Origin of the sequence: Meiothermus rufus DSM 22234 (assembly GCF_000423425.1) — a bacterium.
Classification (GTDB): Bacteria; Deinococcota; Deinococci; order Deinococcales; family Thermaceae; genus Meiothermus; species Meiothermus rufus.
Genome location: NZ_AUHY01000012.1, coordinates 45,709 through 61,956 on the forward strand (window position 1 = coordinate 45,709; position 16,248 = coordinate 61,956).

Below are 16,248 nucleotides of genomic sequence, written 5' to 3' on the forward strand. Positions count from 1 at the left end.
CTAGTTGATGAGGAAGGAGAAGGCCAGACCGAAGATGGCCAAAGTCTCAGGAATCAGGAAGAAGATCAGGGCCGTACCGAAGTTGCGGCGGTCTTCGGCCACCGCACCCACAGCCGCCGCCCCGATGGCGCTTTGGGCCATACCCGTGCCCAACAAACCCAAACCGATGGCCAACCCTTTGCCGATAGCGGCAAAGGAAGCCCCACCCGCTGCGGCCTCCTCGGCGGCAAAGGCCACAGTGGCTAGAACAACGATGGCGATGATCAACAGGGTCTTGGTCAGCTTTGCGTTCTTCATGGGTTTTTCTCCTTTAAGGTTCCACGTGCCTCTGGCACATCATGGACGGTTTGCTTAGGCGTTTTCCGACTTAACCGATTTGAACGGCTTGTAGGGCCGGCCGCTCTCCTCGAAGAAACCAAAGTTGGTCGAGAACTCAATCCACAAGAGACGGATGGGCTGGATCACATGCCCCAGGGTGGTGATGACGATGATGGCCAGAATCAGAATAAGGCCCACCACAAAGCCCAGCACCCCCCCGATAAAGCCGAAGCGCTCAGCCAGGCCAAAGCCCACCTGGTTGGCCAGGCTGGCCAGCACCCCACCGGCCACCCCTACCGCGTACAAACGGATGTAGCTGAGAATCTGCCCGCCCTTGCCCGGCAGTTCAGCGATCATCAGCACCTCGCGCGACAGGGCCACCCCCACCAGGAAGAGGAGCAAGCCCACCCCGAAGATCAGGTTGAGGAGGGGCAGGTTGGCCTGGGTGAGGAAGTTGTAGGCAAAGGCCACCAAGCCCACCAGGCCCGAAAAATAGCCGAAGCCCTCCCAGAAGTGCTTCATATGCCCGTGGGCCAGCCCCAGGCGCATGCGCAGGAAGAAGGCGTAGAGCACCTGGAACACCCCAAACAAAATGGCGAAGACCATCAGCCCGTTGGCCGTTTGGGCGAAGTCCAGACGGTTGATGAGGATGGGGATCAAGCCGCTGCCGCCGTGGTTGGGGTCGTAGAAAATGGTTCCACCCCCTGGCAACACCTTGAGTTTTTCCAGGAAGGTACCAAAAAACTCCCCGTACAGCACGCCCCAAAACATGGCCCAGCCGGCCATCCACTTACCGATGGTGGCTAGCTTGCCTAGCACATCCGGGCCAAAAGCAGCCCCCAGGAAGTCGATGCGCAGGGTCTCACCCCGCTGGGACTTCCCTGCCAACCAAAGCGCGGCCAGCAAGAACAGCAGCCCAATACCAATATCGCCCACCACAATCCCGAAAAACAACGGGAAGAACAGCGCAATCATCCGGGTGGGATCGTACCCCCCGTAGGCTGGGGTATTGAGGAAGCTGTGCATGAGTTCAAAGGGCCTGGCCCAAGCCGGGTTGTCCAGGGTAACGGGCACCTGGTGCCCCTCGTGGTGCTCATCTACCGGCTCAAAGGTGTAGACCACCTGGTTACGCAGGCGGTTCAGGGCCTCCTCTACTCGAGCTTTGGCCTTCTGTGGCACCCAGCCCATCAGCGCCACCCCATACTTACCTGCGGCCATATCCGCTGCGGTACGGTAGCGGGCCACCTCGTCCTTGCCTCGAGCCCACAAGGCTCGCAAAACCCCTTCCGATTCCCGCGCCAGCCGGGCGATCTCCTCCCGAATGCCCACCAGTTCCTCGGGGGCTAGGCGGGCACGCTCCTTCATACGGGCGCTGGCCTGGGCCAAAGGCATCTGGCCATAGGCCCCAGGGAAGCGCAGCTCGGCTAAGCCCAGGCGGGAAAGGGCTGAGCGGGCAGCCTCGAGCTCGCTCCGCCGCACCACCACCGCCGCTGCCACCTGGTGATCCAGGGCCTCGGCATCGAGGACGAAGCGATCTTCCAAGGCTTGCCGCAAGGCGGCGCGCACCCCCTCGAGCTCCTCGGGCTTGGCCACCAGGAAGGGAATCACCGCCAGCCAGGGGCTCTGATCCAACCCCTGCACCAGCCCGGCCAGGCGCTCGGCGGCCTTACCGAAGAGTTCGATGGTCTGAATTTCCTCCTCGAGGGCAGCCCGTTCCTTACCCAGCACCTCAGCCCGCGTTGCCACAGGCTTTAGGGTAACCTCGGCCTCCTCCAAAGTGCCCTCAAAGAACTTTTCTCCCGGGGCCACGGCCAGGCCAGCCACCAAAAGGGCCTGCTCGGCCTGCGACACCACCGCCTCCCAACGCCTGAGTTCAGCTTCCTCAGAAGGTGAAAGGCGGTACTCGTCTAACTCGTCGGGGCGCAAAGGGTCGATGTGCACTACTCCGGCCTGCTGCAGCTCCCGCAAAAGCTCCCGGGCCAGCCGCTTGGGGCCGGCCACAATCAGCTTCTCCATCGGAGCTATCAAGGCAGTACCTCCCGCAACACCACCTCTACCGCCTCAGTTAGCCGGGCCGCCGACCCCTCCGCGATGGCCTGGGCCTCCGCCTCGGCTTTGGCCTTGGCCTCGCTTTCGATCTGTGCCACAGCCTCGGCAATCTGCCTACGGAAGAGGGCTTCCATCTCCCGCGCGGCTTGCTCGGCCTCAGCCAGAATCTGCGCCGCCTGGGCCTCGGCTTCTTTGACCTTGGCCAAAGCAGCCTGCCTGGCCTCCTCGAGCTGCCGGGCTAGGGCCTGCTCGCGCTCAGCAAGGCTTTTGATAAGTCCTGATCCTGCCACACACCCTCCTTTCTTGGCGCCGCTACACCTTGGTACATCCTAAAAGCGAGCAAGTGAAAACTTGCTCAAACTGAACCCCAAGAATCATAGCGACTTCTCAGGATTCGTGTCAACGCGAAACAGCATACTATAAGGAGTGGATACGGCTTTAGCAAAGAAAAGTGGTGTTTTAGCGATTATTTGCGAAACAAAACAAAGATAAAAGGTATTGTCTGGAAAATATTCATATACAAGCAAGCAAGGGGTATTGTGTAGACTCTTTAGGTGAAGGTACGCATCTCTCCTAAAGGAGCCGCCCGGCTCCTGGCCCGCCACCCCTGGGTGTACAAAAGCGATGTGCTCGAGGGCCCCGCTAACCCCGGCCTTTACCCCGTTCAGGCTGGTAGAAAGACCCTGGGACTGGCCTTGTACAACCCTGCTTCTGAGATCACCGTGCGGGCCTTTAGCTTCGAGGAATCTCCCGACCCCCTGGAGGTATGGCTAGCCAACCTGCGCCAGGCCTTGCGCCAGCGTCAGGCCGCCTTGGCCCAGGAACCCGAGGGAGGCTACCGTCTGGCGCATGCCGAGGGTGACCTGCTGCCCGGTCTGGTACTGGACTACTACGCCGGGCACGGGGTCTTGCAGATAGGTTCAGCGGCTTTGGAGCCCCTTATGCCCCGGCTGGTTCAGGTCATCCTAGAGGAGATCCCCCTGCGCAGCCTGCTGGCCAAAAACGACCAGAAGTCCCGGCTTCTAGAGGGTCTACCCCTGGAGGTTCGGGTGCTCCAGGGAGCCGTGCCCGAGAAGGTGGTGGTGCAGGAAGGGGCCATCCGCTACCAGGTAGAGCTCTACCAGGGCCAGAAGACCGGGGCCTTTTTGGATCAACGCGACAACCGTCTGCGCATGGAAGGTTTTCGAGGCCAATCGGCCCTCGACGTGTTTAGCTACCACGGCTCGTTTGCCCTGCACCTAGCCCGGGGCTTCACCCAGGTCACCGCCGTAGATAGCTCTGCCGCCGCCCTAGAGCGAGCCCAGGAAAACGCGCAGCTCAACGGCTTTGACAATCTCACCCTACACGAAGCTAACGCCTTTGACTTTTTGCGAAAGGAAGAGCGGCGCCAGGCCCGTTACGACCTGATCGTCCTCGACCCCCCCGCCTTCGCGAAAAGCAAACGCGACCTCGAGCGCGCCTACGCCGCCTACAAAGAAATCAACCTGCGGGCCTTGAAGCTCTTAGGGCGCGGGGGCATCCTGGCCACCGCCTCCTGCAGCCACCACCTAGGCGAGCCCCTCTTCTACCAGATGCTCACCGAGGCCGCCGCCGATGCCCAGCGCACGGTAAGAGTCCTGGAGAAACGCGGCCAGGGCTGGGATCATCCGGTTTTGCTCAACGTACCCGAGACCCACTACCTTAAGTTTGCCCTATTGCAAGTGCTGTAAGGCTACCAAGCCCCCTGGCTTCGGCACTCGGTATAGAGGGGGCAGTCTTGGCAGCGCGGCTTACGGGCAGTACAGCGGTAGCGGCCAAACAGGATAAGGGCATGGTGGACAAAAACCCACTTATCCCGAGGGAAAAGCTTTTCCAGGTCAGCCCCGATTTTCTCGGGGTTTTTCTCCTGGGAAAGCCCCAGGCGGTGGGCCAGGCGGGTCAGATGGGTGTCCACCGCAATCCCCGGTATGCCAAAGGCAGCCCCCAGCACCACCGTGGCGGTCTTCCAGCCCACCCCGGGGAGGGCCTGTAGCTGGGCTTTATCGGCGGGCACCTGGCCACCGTGCTTTTCCACTAGCTGCCGGGCCAGCTGCACGATGTTCCGGGCTTTGCTGCGGTATAGCCCGATGGTTTTGATGTAGGGTTCGACCTCTTCGGGAGTGGCCTGGGCTAGGGCCTGGGCGTTGGGGTAGCGGGCAAAAAGGGCGGGGGTGGCCCGGTTCACCGAAGCATCGGTAGCCTGGGCCGAGAGCACGGTGGCAATCAGCAGCTCAAAGGGATTGCGATGAAAAAGCTCGGTGGCCGCTTGAGGATAAAGAACCTCCATTACCTCTAGCACCCTAAGCGCCCGCTTTTTTATGATCCGCCAAGAAGCCCTCTGGCGCTGGCCACGGGCGACTCTGGGTTTGGTACCTGCCATAGCTCAATAGGCCTTGGCAAAGAGAATCCGCTTGCCATAGGCGCTGGGCTTACCACAGCGCACGCAGTATCCTTGCGCCTCGGGCTCGTCGTAGGGAATGCAACGGGTGGTGGCGGTGGTCTCCGCTTTGATCTGCTTCTCGCAGGCTGCCTCGCCACAGTGGAAGGCCTTGACAAAGCCCTGCTCCACCTTCTCCTGGAAGGCCTGGTAGCTGTCTACCTCCCAGGTGTGCGCATCGCGGAAGGCCAGGGCCCGCTGGTAAAGCTGTTGCTGGAAGGCCTCGAGGCGAGCCGGGATAAGCTCGGGCAGGGCAGACACCGCTACGGTCTCCTTGCCCCCCAGCCGGCTGGCCAGCACCGCGGTTTTGGCCTCCACATCGCGCGGCCCCACCTCGAGGCGCAGCGGTACCCCTTTCAGCTCCCACTCGTTGAACTTATACCCAGGGCTGTACTGGTCGCGGTCGTCGAGGAAGACCCGGACGCCCGCGGCCTTGAGGGTATGGGCCAGTTCCACCGCCGCAGGCAGCACCACCTCGCGGGTGTCGGCTTTGTAGATCGGGACAATCACCACCTGCACCGGGGCCAGCCGGGGGGGCAGAATCAGGCCCTTGTCGTCGCCGTGGGTCATCACGATGGCCCCCACCACCCGCGTCGTAAAGCCCCAGGAGGTGGTATGCACGTACTTGTTCTGCTGGTCTTTGTCTTGAAACTGGATATCGAAGGCCCTGGCAAAATTGGTGCCCAGGTAGTGCGAGGTGCACGACTGCAGGGCCTTTCCATCGCGCATCATGGCCTCGTAGCTGATGGAGTAGACCGCCCCAGCGAACTTCTCCGACTCGGTCTTGCGCCCCTCCCACCCCGGTATAGCGCACCACTCGCGCAGCACCGTGGCATAGACCCCGGCCATGCGCCGGGCTTCCTCCTCGGCCTCCTCCTGGGTGGCGTGGGCGGTATGGCCCTCCTGCCACAAAAACTCAGTGGTGCGCAGGAAGAGCTTGGTGCGTAGCTCCCATCGCACCACGCTGTTCCACTGGTTCAAAAGCTGCGGCAGGTCGCGGTAGGTGCGAATCCACTTAGACCACATGTAGCCGATGATGGTCTCGGAGGTCGGGCGCACCGCCAGCGGCTCTTCCAGGGTTTCACCACCGGCCTGGGTCACCACCGCCAGCTCGGGGGAAAAGCCTTCCACGTGCTCGGCCTCCTTCTGCAGGAAACTCATGGGAATGAATAGGGGAAAGTAGCAGTTTTGGTGGCCCGTCTCTTTGAACATGCGGTCGAGTTCACGCTGGATGTTCTCCCAGATGGCGTAGCCATAGGGCTTGACCACCATGGTGCCGCGCACTGGGCCATAGTCCACCAGGTCGGCCTTGAGCACCACTTCGTTGTACCACTCGTTGAAATCCTGCGATTGCGGAACCAAGCCTTTGTCCTTCGCCATACCGACCCATCATAGCCGATGGCTCGCCCAGACTCACCCGTTTGGGCCAATCCCAATGGGTAACGCTAGGAAACGTCTAAGTAACTTTTTTAGGTTACCCCTAAGTCTCCTTGATGGTTCTATGATGTGGGCGTCTTTTGGACAAGCAGGCGAAGGGGGGTGAAAGGAAAAACAATCCTTAAGCTTTATAAGGTACTCCTATCTAGCTTCAAAAACCAACGCTCTCAGAGCGCAGGAGCAACTATGCGGAAATATCTTGTCTTACTAGGTTTAGCAGCCTTCCTGGCAGCCTGTGGGAACAAAACAGGTAGCCAGCCCAACCTCGAGGTCATTGCCAGCCTGCCCCCTCAGACCACCTTCGGCAGTATGGTGGATGAAACCCCCACCCGCTGGTTTGTAGAGCTATCGGGTGGGACTCAAAGCGATGGTGTTAGCCTGCAAAGTATCCAGGCTCAGCATGCTGCCTTCCGTCAGGCTGCCCAAGCCGCAGGGGTCAAAATTCTCTTCGCTTACACCGACCTCTTCAACGGCTTCTCGGTAGAAGTAGCTAGCAATAACCGAAAGCTGCTGTACACCCTACCAGGGGTGGAAGGTGTCTACCCCATTGGCACCTATTGGTTGCCACCCCGTGAGGTTGCCAACCCCGACCTGGCCTCCGCACTCACCCAGACCGGGGCTGATATCGCCCAAAACGACCTGGGCCTGACCGGGCGGGGCGTTAAGGTGGGGATCATTGACAGCGGCATCGACCTGCAGCACCCTGCCTTTGCAGGGCGCATCGCGGATGGCTATGACTTTGTAGGAGACGATTACGACGCCTCCGACCCAGCCAAATCTACCCCGGTACCCGACCCCAACCCCGACGACTGCAACGGTCACGGCACCCACGTAGCGGGCATCGTGGGGGGCAAAGACAGCCAGATTACCGGGGTAGCCCCTGGAGTGCTGTTTGGGGCCTACAAGGTGTTCGGCTGTGAGGGCTCCACCAGCGACGACGTAATCCTGGCAGCTCTCGAGCGAGCAGAGAGCATGGGCATGGACGTGGTCAACATGAGCCTAGGCTCACCTTTCGGCTGGAGCGTATTGGGCAAGGCCCTCACCAAGATGGTCAAGCGTGGCACGGTGGTGGTGGCCTCGGCGGGCAACAACGGCAACCTGGGCCTTTTTGCCACCGGTGACCCCGCTGCCACCGAAGGGGTCATCAGCGTAGCCTCCTTCGACAATATCGCCGTGAATGCGCAAAAAGCCATTGTGAACGCTACCGGGGCCCCACTGGGCTACCTGGTGCTGGGCGGGGCTGAAGCTCCCCCCACCAGCGGCCAAAGCGCCGAGGTGGTTTGGATTGGCCGGGCCTGTAACGCCGATACCTTGCTGGCCGACCCCACGGGCAAGGTGGCTCTTATTGAGCGTGGTACCTGCACTTTCAACGAGAAGTACCAGCGGGCGATTAGTGCCGGTGCACTAGGGGTCATCATCCATAACAACGCCACCGGCCTGTTTGCCGGCGGTGGCGTGACCGGAGTAGCCGGTAAGTTTGGCATTAGCATCTCCCAGGCCGATGGGCTAGCTCTGCGGGCCCTGAGTACCCCCACCACCCTGACCTGGACCTCCGAGACCACCGCCGTGGCCAACCCCACAGCGAACCTCATCTCTAGCTTCAGCTCCTGGGGTTTGAGTCAGGACCTCGAGCTCAAGCCTGACCTGGGTGCTCCCGGCGGCCTGATTCGTTCGGCGGTACCGCTGGAGCAGGGCGGCTACGCCATCCTGAGCGGTACTTCCATGTCGGCGCCTCACGTGGCCGGTGCGGTAGCGTTATTGCTGGAGGGGAACCCGGCCTTCTGGCGGCAACAGCGGCCCAGCGAGGTACGCAAGTACCTGCAAAACACTGCCATGCCCAAGGCCTTTGCTCTGGCCCCAAGCAGTGGCCTGCCCGAAACCAGCTACCGCCAAGGAGCTGGCATGATCGACATCGTGGCGGCAGTGCAGAACCGAGTGACCGTAACCCCCTCGGCCATCTCCTTCGCGGCCAAGGCCGGTGCCCATACCGAGCGGCTGGTGCTGAAAAACCGTAGCAATGTCCCACTTATCTACAAACCGATCCACCTGCCAGGGCCTGCCGCCTTTGGCAGTATCCACACCCCGAGCTTTGCTATCGCTTCGGCCACAGTCAGCTTCAGCCACTCGCAAATCACCGTGCCGGCTCGGGGCGAGGCCATCCTGAGCGTGACCATCACTCCTCCCGCCAGTCTACCCAACAAGGGGCTCTACGGCGGCTACATCCAGCTCGAGCCGGTAGGAGCTGGCCTGAAGCTCAACGTGCCCTATGTGGGCATGCAAGGTGGCTATCAGGCTATTCAAATTCTCACCCCAGCCGCTTTTGGCTTCCCCCTGTTGGCCAAACTTAACGATGCGGGCACCGGCTACGAGGTTCTGCCCAGCGGTGGCTCCTTCACCCTACAGGGTAACGACCTGCCCTACCTCCTGGTGCACTTCGAGCACGGCGCTCGGGTTTACGAGGTGGTCATTCTCAACGCTGCCACCAACACCCCCATCCACCCCAAGTACAGCCGGGCCGATTACGCCGAGTACATCCCGCGCAACACCAGCGCCAACGGTTTCTTTGCCATTCCCTGGGATGGTACTCGCATTAGCAAGTACGCCAAAGAGGACGTCTACGGCAATAAAATTCCCGTGCCTGCCGAGTTCCAGGCTGTACCCAATGGCCAGTACAAGCTGCAGATTCGGGTGCTGAAGCCCACCGGCAAGATGTCCAACCCCGCTGACTGGGAAAGCTGGATCTCACCGGTCATCACCATCGCCCGGCCCTAACCCCCAACACGACCTGAAAGACCCGCCGAAGCGGGTCTTTTTTCGTATGCTATGGGCAGATGGAACTGTGCGGCCCCCGCATCCGGCTCCGGCCCCCTCGCCCAGAGGACACCCTGGCCCTGTTTACCCTGATGTCCGACCCGGAGCTGGCCCCTTTCGTCTATTGGGAGCCCCACCAGGACCCCCACCAGACCTACCAATACCTCGAGCACCTGCAAACCAAGGAGGGCTTTTTCGTCATCGAGGCGGGGGAGCAGCCCGCAGGGGTCATTGGGCTGCACCTGGACTGGGCCAACAAGCTGGGCGAGACCGAGACCTGGCTGGGGCAGCCCTACTGGGGCAAAGGCCTCAACACCGAGGCCAAGGTGGTGCTCTTCGACTACGCTTTTGGGCCCTGGGACCTGCGCCGCATCCAGGCCATCGCCCATGTGCACAACCCCCGCTCGCAGCGGGCGCTGGAGAAGCTGGGCTTCCAGCGCGAAGGTCTGTTGCGCCGCTGGCGCTGGATTCGCGGGGAGCCGTGGGACTTCTACATGTACAGCCTGCTGCCGGAGGAGTGGCTGTCGAGCCGGCCGCCGATTTTTTACTAACAGCAGCGCTAGTCCTGGCAGGAAGGGTAAACTAATCCGGCTATGGACATGCTCCCTATCCTCGAGGAACTATCTCAACAAACCCCCTCCAAGATTCTGCTGGTGGTGCTGGACGGCGTAGGGGGCCTGCCCCAAGCACCCGGCGGCCCCACCGAGCTGGCCGCGGCCCACACCCCCCACCTCGATGCGCTGGCCAAGCAAAGCGCTTTGGGACTGCTCACCCCAGTCTACCCTGGCCTGGCCCCTGGCTCTGGCCCCGGCCATCTCGCGCTCTTTGGCTACGACCCCTTCAGGTATCTGGTCGGACGGGGGGCGCTCTCGGCCATCGGGATTGGGGCCGACTTCCAGGACGGCGATGTGGCCGTGCGGGGCAACTTCGCCACCCTCGATGCGGCTGGGCTGGTTAAGGATCGCCGCGCAGGCCGCCCCAGCGATGCGGAAAACGCCCGCGTAGTGGGCAAGCTCAAAGCCGCCATCCAGGAGGTGGAAGGGGTACAGGTGCACTTCTACACCGAGTCCGAGCACCGCTTTGTGGTGGTTTTGCGCGGGGCAGGCCTGGGAGAAAAAACCAGCGACACCGACCCCCAGAAAACCGGGGTAGCCCCCCTGCCCTCCCAGCCCCACGACCCCACCGACGCCGCCAGCAGTAAGACGGCCCGCCTCCTCAACGCCCTCAGCCGGCGCATCCGAGAGGTATTGCAAGACGAGCCCCAGATTAACGGCGCGCTCTTCCGCGGCATCTCCCTCAAGCCTCGCTTCCCCAGCATGGCCCAGGTCTACAAGCTCAACCCGGCCTGCGTCGCCAGCTACCCCATGTACAAAGGGGTGGCCAGCCTGGTAGGCATGAAGGTGCTGCCGGTGGAGGGGGTGGAAGACGCACCAAAGGGCAAGCTGCGGGCGCTACAGGAAAACTGGGCCAAGCACGACTTCTTCTACCTGCATTTCAAGAAAACCGACGCCACCGGCGAAGACGGCAACTTCGCGGAAAAAGTCCACAAGATTGAGCTTTTCGACCATCTGCTGCCGGAGCTACTGGCCCTGAAACCCGATGTGCTGGCCATCACCGGCGACCACTCCACCCCCAGCGTGCTGAAGGCCCACTCCTGGCACCCGGTACCGCTCTTGCTGTATGGTCCCTACCTGCGCAACGACGCCGCCCAACGCTTCACCGAGGACGAAGCGGCCAAAGGCAGCCTAGGCCACCTGCGCGGGGTGGAGCTGATGCCTTTGCTGCTGGCCCACGCCGGCAAACTGCAAAAGTACGGGGCCTAGCGGTTGCGGGCCGGTCGCAGGGTGGTCTGGGTGGGCAGGCGGTAGCCGTGGTTGTCGGGGGCGTCGTCGGTGGCCGCAGTGAGCACCCGCCCATCGGGCAGCCGGGTGCCCTCGCCCACCAGGTATACCGCGCCCCAGGGGCGGTAGGTGCTGGAAAGGGTGTCCCTGCTGACCTGGCCATCGGTAAAGCGGATGGTGCGGTGAACCTGCACGGTGGCTCCCTCGGCAGCCCAGTCTACCTGTACGAACTGCTGCGGCTTGAGTTCGGGAATCACGATGTAGCGGGTCGGCAAGGGTGGGGTGCGGCTGAGAATCACAGGCTGGCTCCAGGCCACCTCGCGGTCTTTGCTGCCGAAAAGGCGGAAGGTCAGGCGGTTACCTCTAACCTCGCTCTGAATGAGCAGATGGCCGGGGGTGTCGTTTTTGAAGCGTAGGTCGAGGGAGGGCAGAAAAACCGCCGCATCCAGGCCGGTGGGCTGGTAGTAGCGCACCTGGTAGCTGTGCGGGCGGCGCTGCACAATGGGCAGGCCAGCAAAATAGGCCGAGCGGAAAAGGGTGGTCGAGACCTGGCACAATCCCCCACCCACCCCTTCTAGGGTTTGCTCGCCGGAAATCACGAAGGCTTTTTTGAAGCCGGTGCGCTCCGAGACCTCGCCTATGGCTTTGGCAAAGGAGAAGGTCTCGCCGGGGGCAATTTGCACCCCGTTCAGGAGGCTGGCCGCCAGCGCGATGTTGTAGCCACGCTCGTAGGAGGAGCCCGCAAAGGAGGTGGTGGCCTCGGCCAGAAGCTGGCGGATGCCCAGCCGGTAGTAGAAGGGGGCCCCTTCCGGGTGCAGGGTGTGGGTTACAGGCAGCAAAAACTCCTCCTGCCCGGCTCGCAGGGCCTCGAGGTAGCGCTTTTTAGCCTCGGCTAGGTCGAAGTGGTGCCCCATCTGGTCGGCCATCACCCAGTCCTTTAGGGCTGGGTCGTAACGCCAGCGCGCCGCCTGGGGCGGGCGGGCCGCTTTAGCCAGCAGAACCTCGAGCTGGCCCACCCCACCCACCTTGATGCGCTGCAGTACGCCCACAGTGACCATCTGGCCCTTTTCGATGCGGTTTTCCAGAGCGTAGAAAACGCCGTCTGGCCCTGCCAAAGCCAGAGAAATGCAGAGAAAAATGGCCGGTATTATGAACCTCATAAAGCCACTTTACGCCAATCCTGCGAAAAAATAGTGCGCTTTTGACCCTAACCCTCCCCCTGCTCGTGGCGCTTTAGCCAGTACTGCAGCACCTCCTGGTAGCGCGCTGGTGAAAGCCGGGGCCGGTCGTAGAAGCCGGCCTCGAGGCGTTGGCGCTGGGCCTCGAACAGAATCACCGCTGCCGCCACCGAAACGTTCAGGCTCTGCACCATGCCCATCATGGGAATAATCACGTGCTGGTCTGCTTGCTGGGCCGCCTCGAGCGAGACCCCCCACTTCTCGGTGCCGAGCAGAATGCAGGTCGGGCGGGTATAGTCCACCTGGCGGTAATCCACGGCCTGCGGGGAAAAATGGGCGGCCAACATCTGGAACCCCTGCCTTCTCAAGAAGGCGAAGGCCGAAGCCGTATCGTCGTGAAGGCGTAGGCCCACCCACTTGGCGGCCGAGCCGGAGGTCTCATTGTAGGTCCTGCCCTGGAGACTCAGCTCGCCCTGCGCGGGTGGGATGGCGTGGGCCTCGAGCACCCCCACCGCATCGCAGGAGCGCAGAATGGCCGAAAGGTTGTGGGGCTTGTGCACCCGCTCCAACAGCACTGTCAGGTCGGGCTGGCGCTTGTCCAGCACCGCGCGAATTCGGGCCAGGCGTTCCGGCGTCACGAGGGCCTATTGTACCGTGAGAAAATAAGCCCATGAAAGCCATCGTAGTAGAACAAAACGGCCCACCAGAAAACCTGCTGTACCGCGAGGTGCCCGACCCCACCCCCCAGGCCGGCGAGGTCGTACTGCGCACCCGCCTGACCAGCCTCAACTTTGCCGATATCCAGGCCCGGCGGGGAGGCTATGAGGCGGGCAGCCCACCCCCCTTCATTCCCGGCCTGGACGCCGTGGGGGTGGTTGAGGCCCTGGGCCAGGGGGTGGAGGGCCTTAGGGTAGGGCAACGGGTGGTGGCCTTTGCTGCGGGAGGCTCCTACGCCGAAAAGGTGGTGGCCAAAGCGGTGCTCACCTACCCTGTTCCCCCCGAGCTTCCCGACGAAGCGGTATCGGGCCTTACTGTACTGGTCACGGCCTACAACATTCTGGCCTGGGCCGGGCGGCTGCAAAAAGGCGAGACCGTGCTGGTGCACGCTGCTGCCGGCGGGGTGGGTAGCACCGCCATACAGATGGCCCGGGCCCTGGGGGCAGGAAAAATCATCGCCACAGTCGGCAGCGAAGCCAAAGCCGACTGGGTGCGCCGCCTGGGGGCCGATGCGGTTCTGACCTACCACGGCTTCGCCGAGAGGGTCCTCGAGCTGACCGGCAACACCGGGGCCGACCTGATTCTGGACTCCATAGCAGGTGAGATCTTCCAGCAAGGGATGAAGTGCCTGGCCCCCTTCGGGCGGCTGGTGGTGTACGGGCACGCAGACGGGCAGGCCGGAAGTTTCGACACCAAGCCGCTGCACCGACAAAATAAAGCCGTAATTGGCTATAGCAGCGGGCACTACCGCCGCAGCCGCCCCGAGGCGCTCAGGCCCACCGTCGAGGCGGTCTTCGAGATGCTGCGCTCGGGTCAGGTCAGCCTCGAGATTGGTGCCAGGTTCAAGCTGGAAGAAGCCAGCCAGGCCCACGCCCTGATGGAAAGCCGCCAGAGCATGGGGAAGATTCTGCTATACCCCTAGACTTCCCGCTCGGTACGGGAAAGGGGCCAGCTCGAGGCCTCGTCCAGGGCGGCCACCTCCTCTGGGCTGAGTTGTAGCTTTACCGCCGGTAAGAGGTCTTGAAGCTGCTGCACACTGTTGGCCCCGACAATGGGCGCAGCGACATAGGGACGCGACCACTGCCAGGCTAGGGCCACCTGGGCTGGGTGTACCCCTCGTTGCTGGGCAATCTCCAGCACCTTGTCCAGAATTTTCCAGTTCTGCTCGGTGAAGCGCCCACTAGCAATACCCTGGGCCCGCACGCTCTCGGGCAGGGGCTGGTCGCGGCGGTACTTGCCGGTCAGGAAACCGCCGGCCAGGGGGCTGTAGGGAATCACGCCCAGGCCGTAGGTTTCGCAGACCCGGGCCAGTTCGCGCTCGAAGTTCTGCCGGGTGGGCTGCACCAAGCTGTACTCCGGCTGAAGGGAAACAAAGCTTTCTAAGCCGTGCTTGTCCGAAGCCCACAGGGCCTGCATCAAGCGCCAGGCCGAAAAGTTAGAGCAGCCGATGTAGCGCACATACCCCCGGCGTACCAGGTCGGTCAGGGCCGAGAGGGTCTCCTCGATGGGCACTTGGTTGTCTACCCAGTGCACCTGGTAAAGGTCGATGTAATCCACCTGCAAACGACGCAGGGAGTCTTCTACCGCGCGCATAATCCACCGGCGCGACAGCCCCTCGCGCTGCAAAGGGTGGCGCCGCCCCTCCGAACCACCTGGCCCCATGGCGCCGCGTACCTTGGTAGCCACGATCACCCGGTCACGGTACCCCCGGCTCTTGAGCCAGCGCCCAATAATCTCTTCCGAAACCCCCCCAGGGTTGCCCGGCGCCCAGTTGGAGTAGATATCGGCGGTATCAATTAGGTTACCCCCAGCTTCCACATAGGCGTCCAGGATGGCATACGCGGTCGGCTCGTCCGCGGTCCAACCAAATTGCATGGTGCCCAGGGCCAACGGAGAGACGAAAAGGCCAGATTTTCCCAGTTTGCGATAGGTCATGGGCCTGATTGTACTGGCTTTTGGGCCAGATGACCCTGCCGATCTTGTCTGGCCCTACTCCGTTTCTCCAGGTGCCCGCTCCGGGCCCCTACTGCTGGACTGCTCACGCAGGCGCTCAATCAGGGGGCGAATGAGGGCCCGCTTGAGCTTGAGGGCCTGGCGGTTGACGATAAAACGGGCCGTGGAATGGGCCAACACCTCGAGCTCCACCAACCCCGCCGCCTTCAGGGTAGCCCCGGTCTGCACCACATCCACCACCGCATCGGCCAGCCCGGTAAGGGCAGCCAGTTCCACGTTGCCGGCCAGCTCGATGATATCGGCCACCATCCCTCGCTCGCGCAACACCCGGGAGGTAAAGTTGGGGTACTTGGTAGCGATCCGGCGAATGGGGCCTCTGGCCTGGGGATGGCGGATTAGGGAGAGACGGCAGGCCCCGCTGCCCAGGTCTACCGGTTCGTACACATCGCGGCCAGACTCCAGCAGCACGTCATGCCCCACCACCCCCACATCGGCAATCCCCAGGTCTACATAGATGGGCACGTCGTGGTTGCGCAGCTCGAGGATGGCCACCCCTCCCTCCCTGCCGTGCAGCAAAGCCCGCTCGTTCTCGATGGGGGGAAGCTCGAGGCCAGCCTGGGCCAGGGCCCGGTACCCGTCGCTGAAGTTGCGCCCCTTGGGCAAAGCCACCACTAGGGCAAAGCGTCCGCGTATCATCCGAGCCTTCTTATATCACAAGCTGCCCGGTACTGCAGAAAAACCCCAGCCTGACCGTACATCATCGTATAGGCTTGACGCATAATGTATATGGGTGTATATTGAACATATCAGCCCGCAAAAGCGGGCTTTTTTATTTAGCGCAAAACCGTCTGCAAGTTCTGCACCACCCGCCGGGTGGCTGGTGACTTGTTGAGGGTGTAGAGGTGAAGGCCGGGAACCCCCGCCTCGAGCAGCTCCCGGGCCTGCCGGGTGGTGTGCTCTACCCCGATTTCCAGAACCTCCTCCGGGCTCCGGGCTTTTTCCAGGCGCGACAGCAGAGGCCCGGGAATGCTGGCCCCACACATGTCCATAAAGCGGCGAATCTGGGCTAGGTCGGTAATGGGCATCAGACCCGGTACGATGGGTACTCGAATGCCAATACGGCGGGCCCGCTCTACGAAGCCAAAGTACAGGGCGTTGTTGAAGAATAGCTGGGTAACCACTAAATCCAGCCCGGCCTCCACCTTCTTCTTTAGGTTTAGGAGTTACGCAGTTGCAGTTGACTGAACCTGGACGGACACATGTGAGACTCTAAGCTGGGATAAAAAGAGGGGAACCAACCAAGAAAGGAGGTTCCCCAGGTGCAGTTTACCACCGTTGGCCGAGAGATATGGCAAGGCGCTAGACAAGCACAGAGGCTGGCCGAGGCCAAAGCAGGCGACCCAGAGGTCAAGGAACGTCTGCGCAAGCTCCGACTGGTCAAAGCCCTGCGTGAAAGTAAAAAGAGCTGGAAGGAGATCCAGGACCTGGT

Annotated in this window: 14 protein-coding genes and 2 pseudogenes; 6 read left to right on the top strand and 10 right to left on the bottom strand. The window is 62.2% G+C overall.

Annotated features, from left to right (window positions below; translation table 11 throughout):
* Genes G552_RS0103605 through G552_RS0103615 form a run of 3 tightly spaced genes read right to left on the bottom strand, consistent with a single transcriptional unit; the run spans position 1 to position 2,657 of the window.
* Positions 1–297: a F0F1 ATP synthase subunit C gene (locus G552_RS0103605; protein ID WP_084640361.1), complete on the bottom strand. Its 297-nt coding sequence runs from the start codon at positions 295–297 to the stop codon at positions 1–3.
* A gap of 54 nt (positions 298–351) precedes the next feature.
* Positions 352–2,334: a V-type ATP synthase subunit I gene (locus tag G552_RS0103610; RefSeq protein WP_084640362.1), complete on the bottom strand. Its 1,983-nt coding sequence runs from the start codon at positions 2,332–2,334 to the stop codon at positions 352–354.
* Between the two features lie 8 nt (positions 2,335–2,342).
* Positions 2,343–2,657, bottom strand: coding sequence for a V-type ATPase subunit subunit G family protein (locus G552_RS0103615; protein ID WP_027881781.1), 315 nt, complete (start codon positions 2,655–2,657; stop codon positions 2,343–2,345).
* A gap of 264 nt (positions 2,658–2,921) precedes the next feature.
* Between G552_RS0103615 and G552_RS0103620 the strand changes: the two genes are divergently transcribed.
* Entirely contained in the window at positions 2,922–4,076 is a 1,155-nt protein-coding gene (locus G552_RS0103620; protein ID WP_027881782.1) for a 23S rRNA (cytosine(1962)-C(5))-methyltransferase, read from the top strand.
* Positions 4,077–4,078: 2 nt separating this feature from the next.
* Here G552_RS0103620 and nth read toward each other — a convergent pair whose 3' ends face one another.
* Positions 4,079–4,765 (bottom strand): endonuclease III, encoded by a 687-nt coding sequence (gene nth / locus G552_RS0103625; RefSeq protein ID WP_027881783.1) that lies wholly within the window; start codon positions 4,763–4,765, stop codon positions 4,079–4,081.
* Between the two features lie 3 nt (positions 4,766–4,768).
* On the bottom strand, positions 4,769–6,202 hold the full coding sequence (proS, locus tag G552_RS0103630) for a proline--tRNA ligase (protein ID WP_027881784.1): 1,434 nt from the start codon (positions 6,200–6,202) through the stop codon (positions 4,769–4,771).
* A 243-nt stretch (positions 6,203–6,445) separates the two neighbouring features.
* On the opposite strand from proS, the gene G552_RS0103635 reads away from it, so the two are divergent.
* The 3 genes from G552_RS0103635 to G552_RS0103645 are packed head-to-tail and all read left to right on the top strand — an operon-like array spanning position 6,446 to position 10,893.
* Positions 6,446–9,031: a S8 family serine peptidase gene (locus G552_RS0103635; RefSeq protein ID WP_027881785.1), complete on the top strand. Its 2,586-nt coding sequence runs from the start codon at positions 6,446–6,448 to the stop codon at positions 9,029–9,031.
* Between the two features lie 59 nt (positions 9,032–9,090).
* Positions 9,091–9,621: a GNAT family N-acetyltransferase gene (locus G552_RS0103640; RefSeq protein ID WP_027881786.1), complete on the top strand. Its 531-nt coding sequence runs from the start codon at positions 9,091–9,093 to the stop codon at positions 9,619–9,621.
* A gap of 42 nt (positions 9,622–9,663) precedes the next feature.
* Positions 9,664–10,893 (top strand): 2,3-bisphosphoglycerate-independent phosphoglycerate mutase, encoded by a 1,230-nt coding sequence (locus G552_RS0103645; RefSeq protein WP_027881787.1) that lies wholly within the window; start codon positions 9,664–9,666, stop codon positions 10,891–10,893.
* On the opposite strand, the gene G552_RS0103650 is transcribed toward G552_RS0103645, so the two are convergent.
* Together G552_RS0103650 and trmH are read right to left on the bottom strand one after the other, a co-directional pair.
* Positions 10,890–12,071 carry a VanW family protein gene (locus G552_RS0103650; protein WP_027881788.1) on the bottom strand — a complete coding sequence of 394 codons (1,182 nt, stop codon included), beginning with the start codon at positions 12,069–12,071 and terminating at the stop codon, positions 10,890–10,892. The two genes, G552_RS0103645 and G552_RS0103650, sit on opposite strands and share 4 nt — an antisense overlap.
* A 47-nt stretch (positions 12,072–12,118) precedes the next feature.
* Complete coding sequence (gene trmH, locus G552_RS0103655) at positions 12,119–12,727, bottom strand: tRNA (guanosine(18)-2'-O)-methyltransferase TrmH (protein WP_027881789.1); 609 nt, start codon at positions 12,725–12,727, stop codon at positions 12,119–12,121.
* Between the two features lie 32 nt (positions 12,728–12,759).
* Between trmH and G552_RS0103660 the strand changes: the two genes are divergently transcribed.
* Positions 12,760–13,728 carry a quinone oxidoreductase family protein gene (locus tag G552_RS0103660; RefSeq protein WP_027881790.1) on the top strand — a complete coding sequence of 323 codons (969 nt, stop codon included), beginning with the start codon at positions 12,760–12,762 and terminating at the stop codon, positions 13,726–13,728.
* Here the strand turns inward: G552_RS0103660 and G552_RS0103665 are convergent.
* From G552_RS0103665 to G552_RS14705, 3 genes and pseudogenes are all read right to left on the bottom strand, one after another.
* Positions 13,725–14,741: an aldo/keto reductase gene (locus G552_RS0103665; protein ID WP_027881791.1), complete on the bottom strand. Its 1,017-nt coding sequence runs from the start codon at positions 14,739–14,741 to the stop codon at positions 13,725–13,727. The genes G552_RS0103660 and G552_RS0103665 overlap by 4 nt on opposite strands.
* A gap of 54 nt (positions 14,742–14,795) precedes the next feature.
* Positions 14,796–15,455: an ATP phosphoribosyltransferase gene (hisG, locus tag G552_RS0103670; RefSeq protein ID WP_027881792.1), complete on the bottom strand. Its 660-nt coding sequence runs from the start codon at positions 15,453–15,455 to the stop codon at positions 14,796–14,798.
* Positions 15,456–15,592: 137 nt separating this feature from the next.
* Positions 15,593–15,982 (bottom strand): annotated as a pseudogene (locus tag G552_RS14705) (methylenetetrahydrofolate reductase); the annotation flags it as partial.
* A 96-nt stretch (positions 15,983–16,078) separates the two neighbouring features.
* On the opposite strand from G552_RS14705, the pseudogene G552_RS16475 reads away from it, so the two are divergent.
* Positions 16,079–16,248, top strand: a pseudogene (locus tag G552_RS16475) (integrase core domain-containing protein); the annotation flags it as partial.

Bases quoted from the DNA above. Each gene is read 5' to 3' on its own strand.
- G552_RS0103605 (WP_084640361.1), bottom strand. From the start codon at position 297: ATGAAGAACGCAAAGCTGACCAAGACCCTGTTGATCATCGCCATCGTT.
- G552_RS0103665 (WP_027881791.1), bottom strand. From the start codon at position 14,741: ATGACCTATCGCAAACTGGGAAAATCTGGCCTTTTCGTCTCTCCGTTG.
- G552_RS0103660 (WP_027881790.1), top strand. From the start codon at position 12,760: ATGAAAGCCATCGTAGTAGAACAAAACGGCCCACCAGAAAACCTGCTG.
- G552_RS0103610 (WP_084640362.1), bottom strand. From the start codon at position 2,334: ATGGAGAAGCTGATTGTGGCCGGCCCCAAGCGGCTGGCCCGGGAGCTT.
- nth (WP_027881783.1), bottom strand. From the start codon at position 4,765: ATGGCAGGTACCAAACCCAGAGTCGCCCGTGGCCAGCGCCAGAGGGCT.
- G552_RS0103650 (WP_027881788.1), bottom strand. From the start codon at position 12,071: ATGAGGTTCATAATACCGGCCATTTTTCTCTGCATTTCTCTGGCTTTG.
- G552_RS0103640 (WP_027881786.1), top strand. From the start codon at position 9,091: ATGGAACTGTGCGGCCCCCGCATCCGGCTCCGGCCCCCTCGCCCAGAG.
- hisG (WP_027881792.1), bottom strand. From the start codon at position 15,455: ATGATACGCGGACGCTTTGCCCTAGTGGTGGCTTTGCCCAAGGGGCGC.
- proS (WP_027881784.1), bottom strand. From the start codon at position 6,202: ATGGCGAAGGACAAAGGCTTGGTTCCGCAATCGCAGGATTTCAACGAG.
- G552_RS0103645 (WP_027881787.1), top strand. From the start codon at position 9,664: ATGGACATGCTCCCTATCCTCGAGGAACTATCTCAACAAACCCCCTCC.
- G552_RS0103635 (WP_027881785.1), top strand. From the start codon at position 6,446: ATGCGGAAATATCTTGTCTTACTAGGTTTAGCAGCCTTCCTGGCAGCC.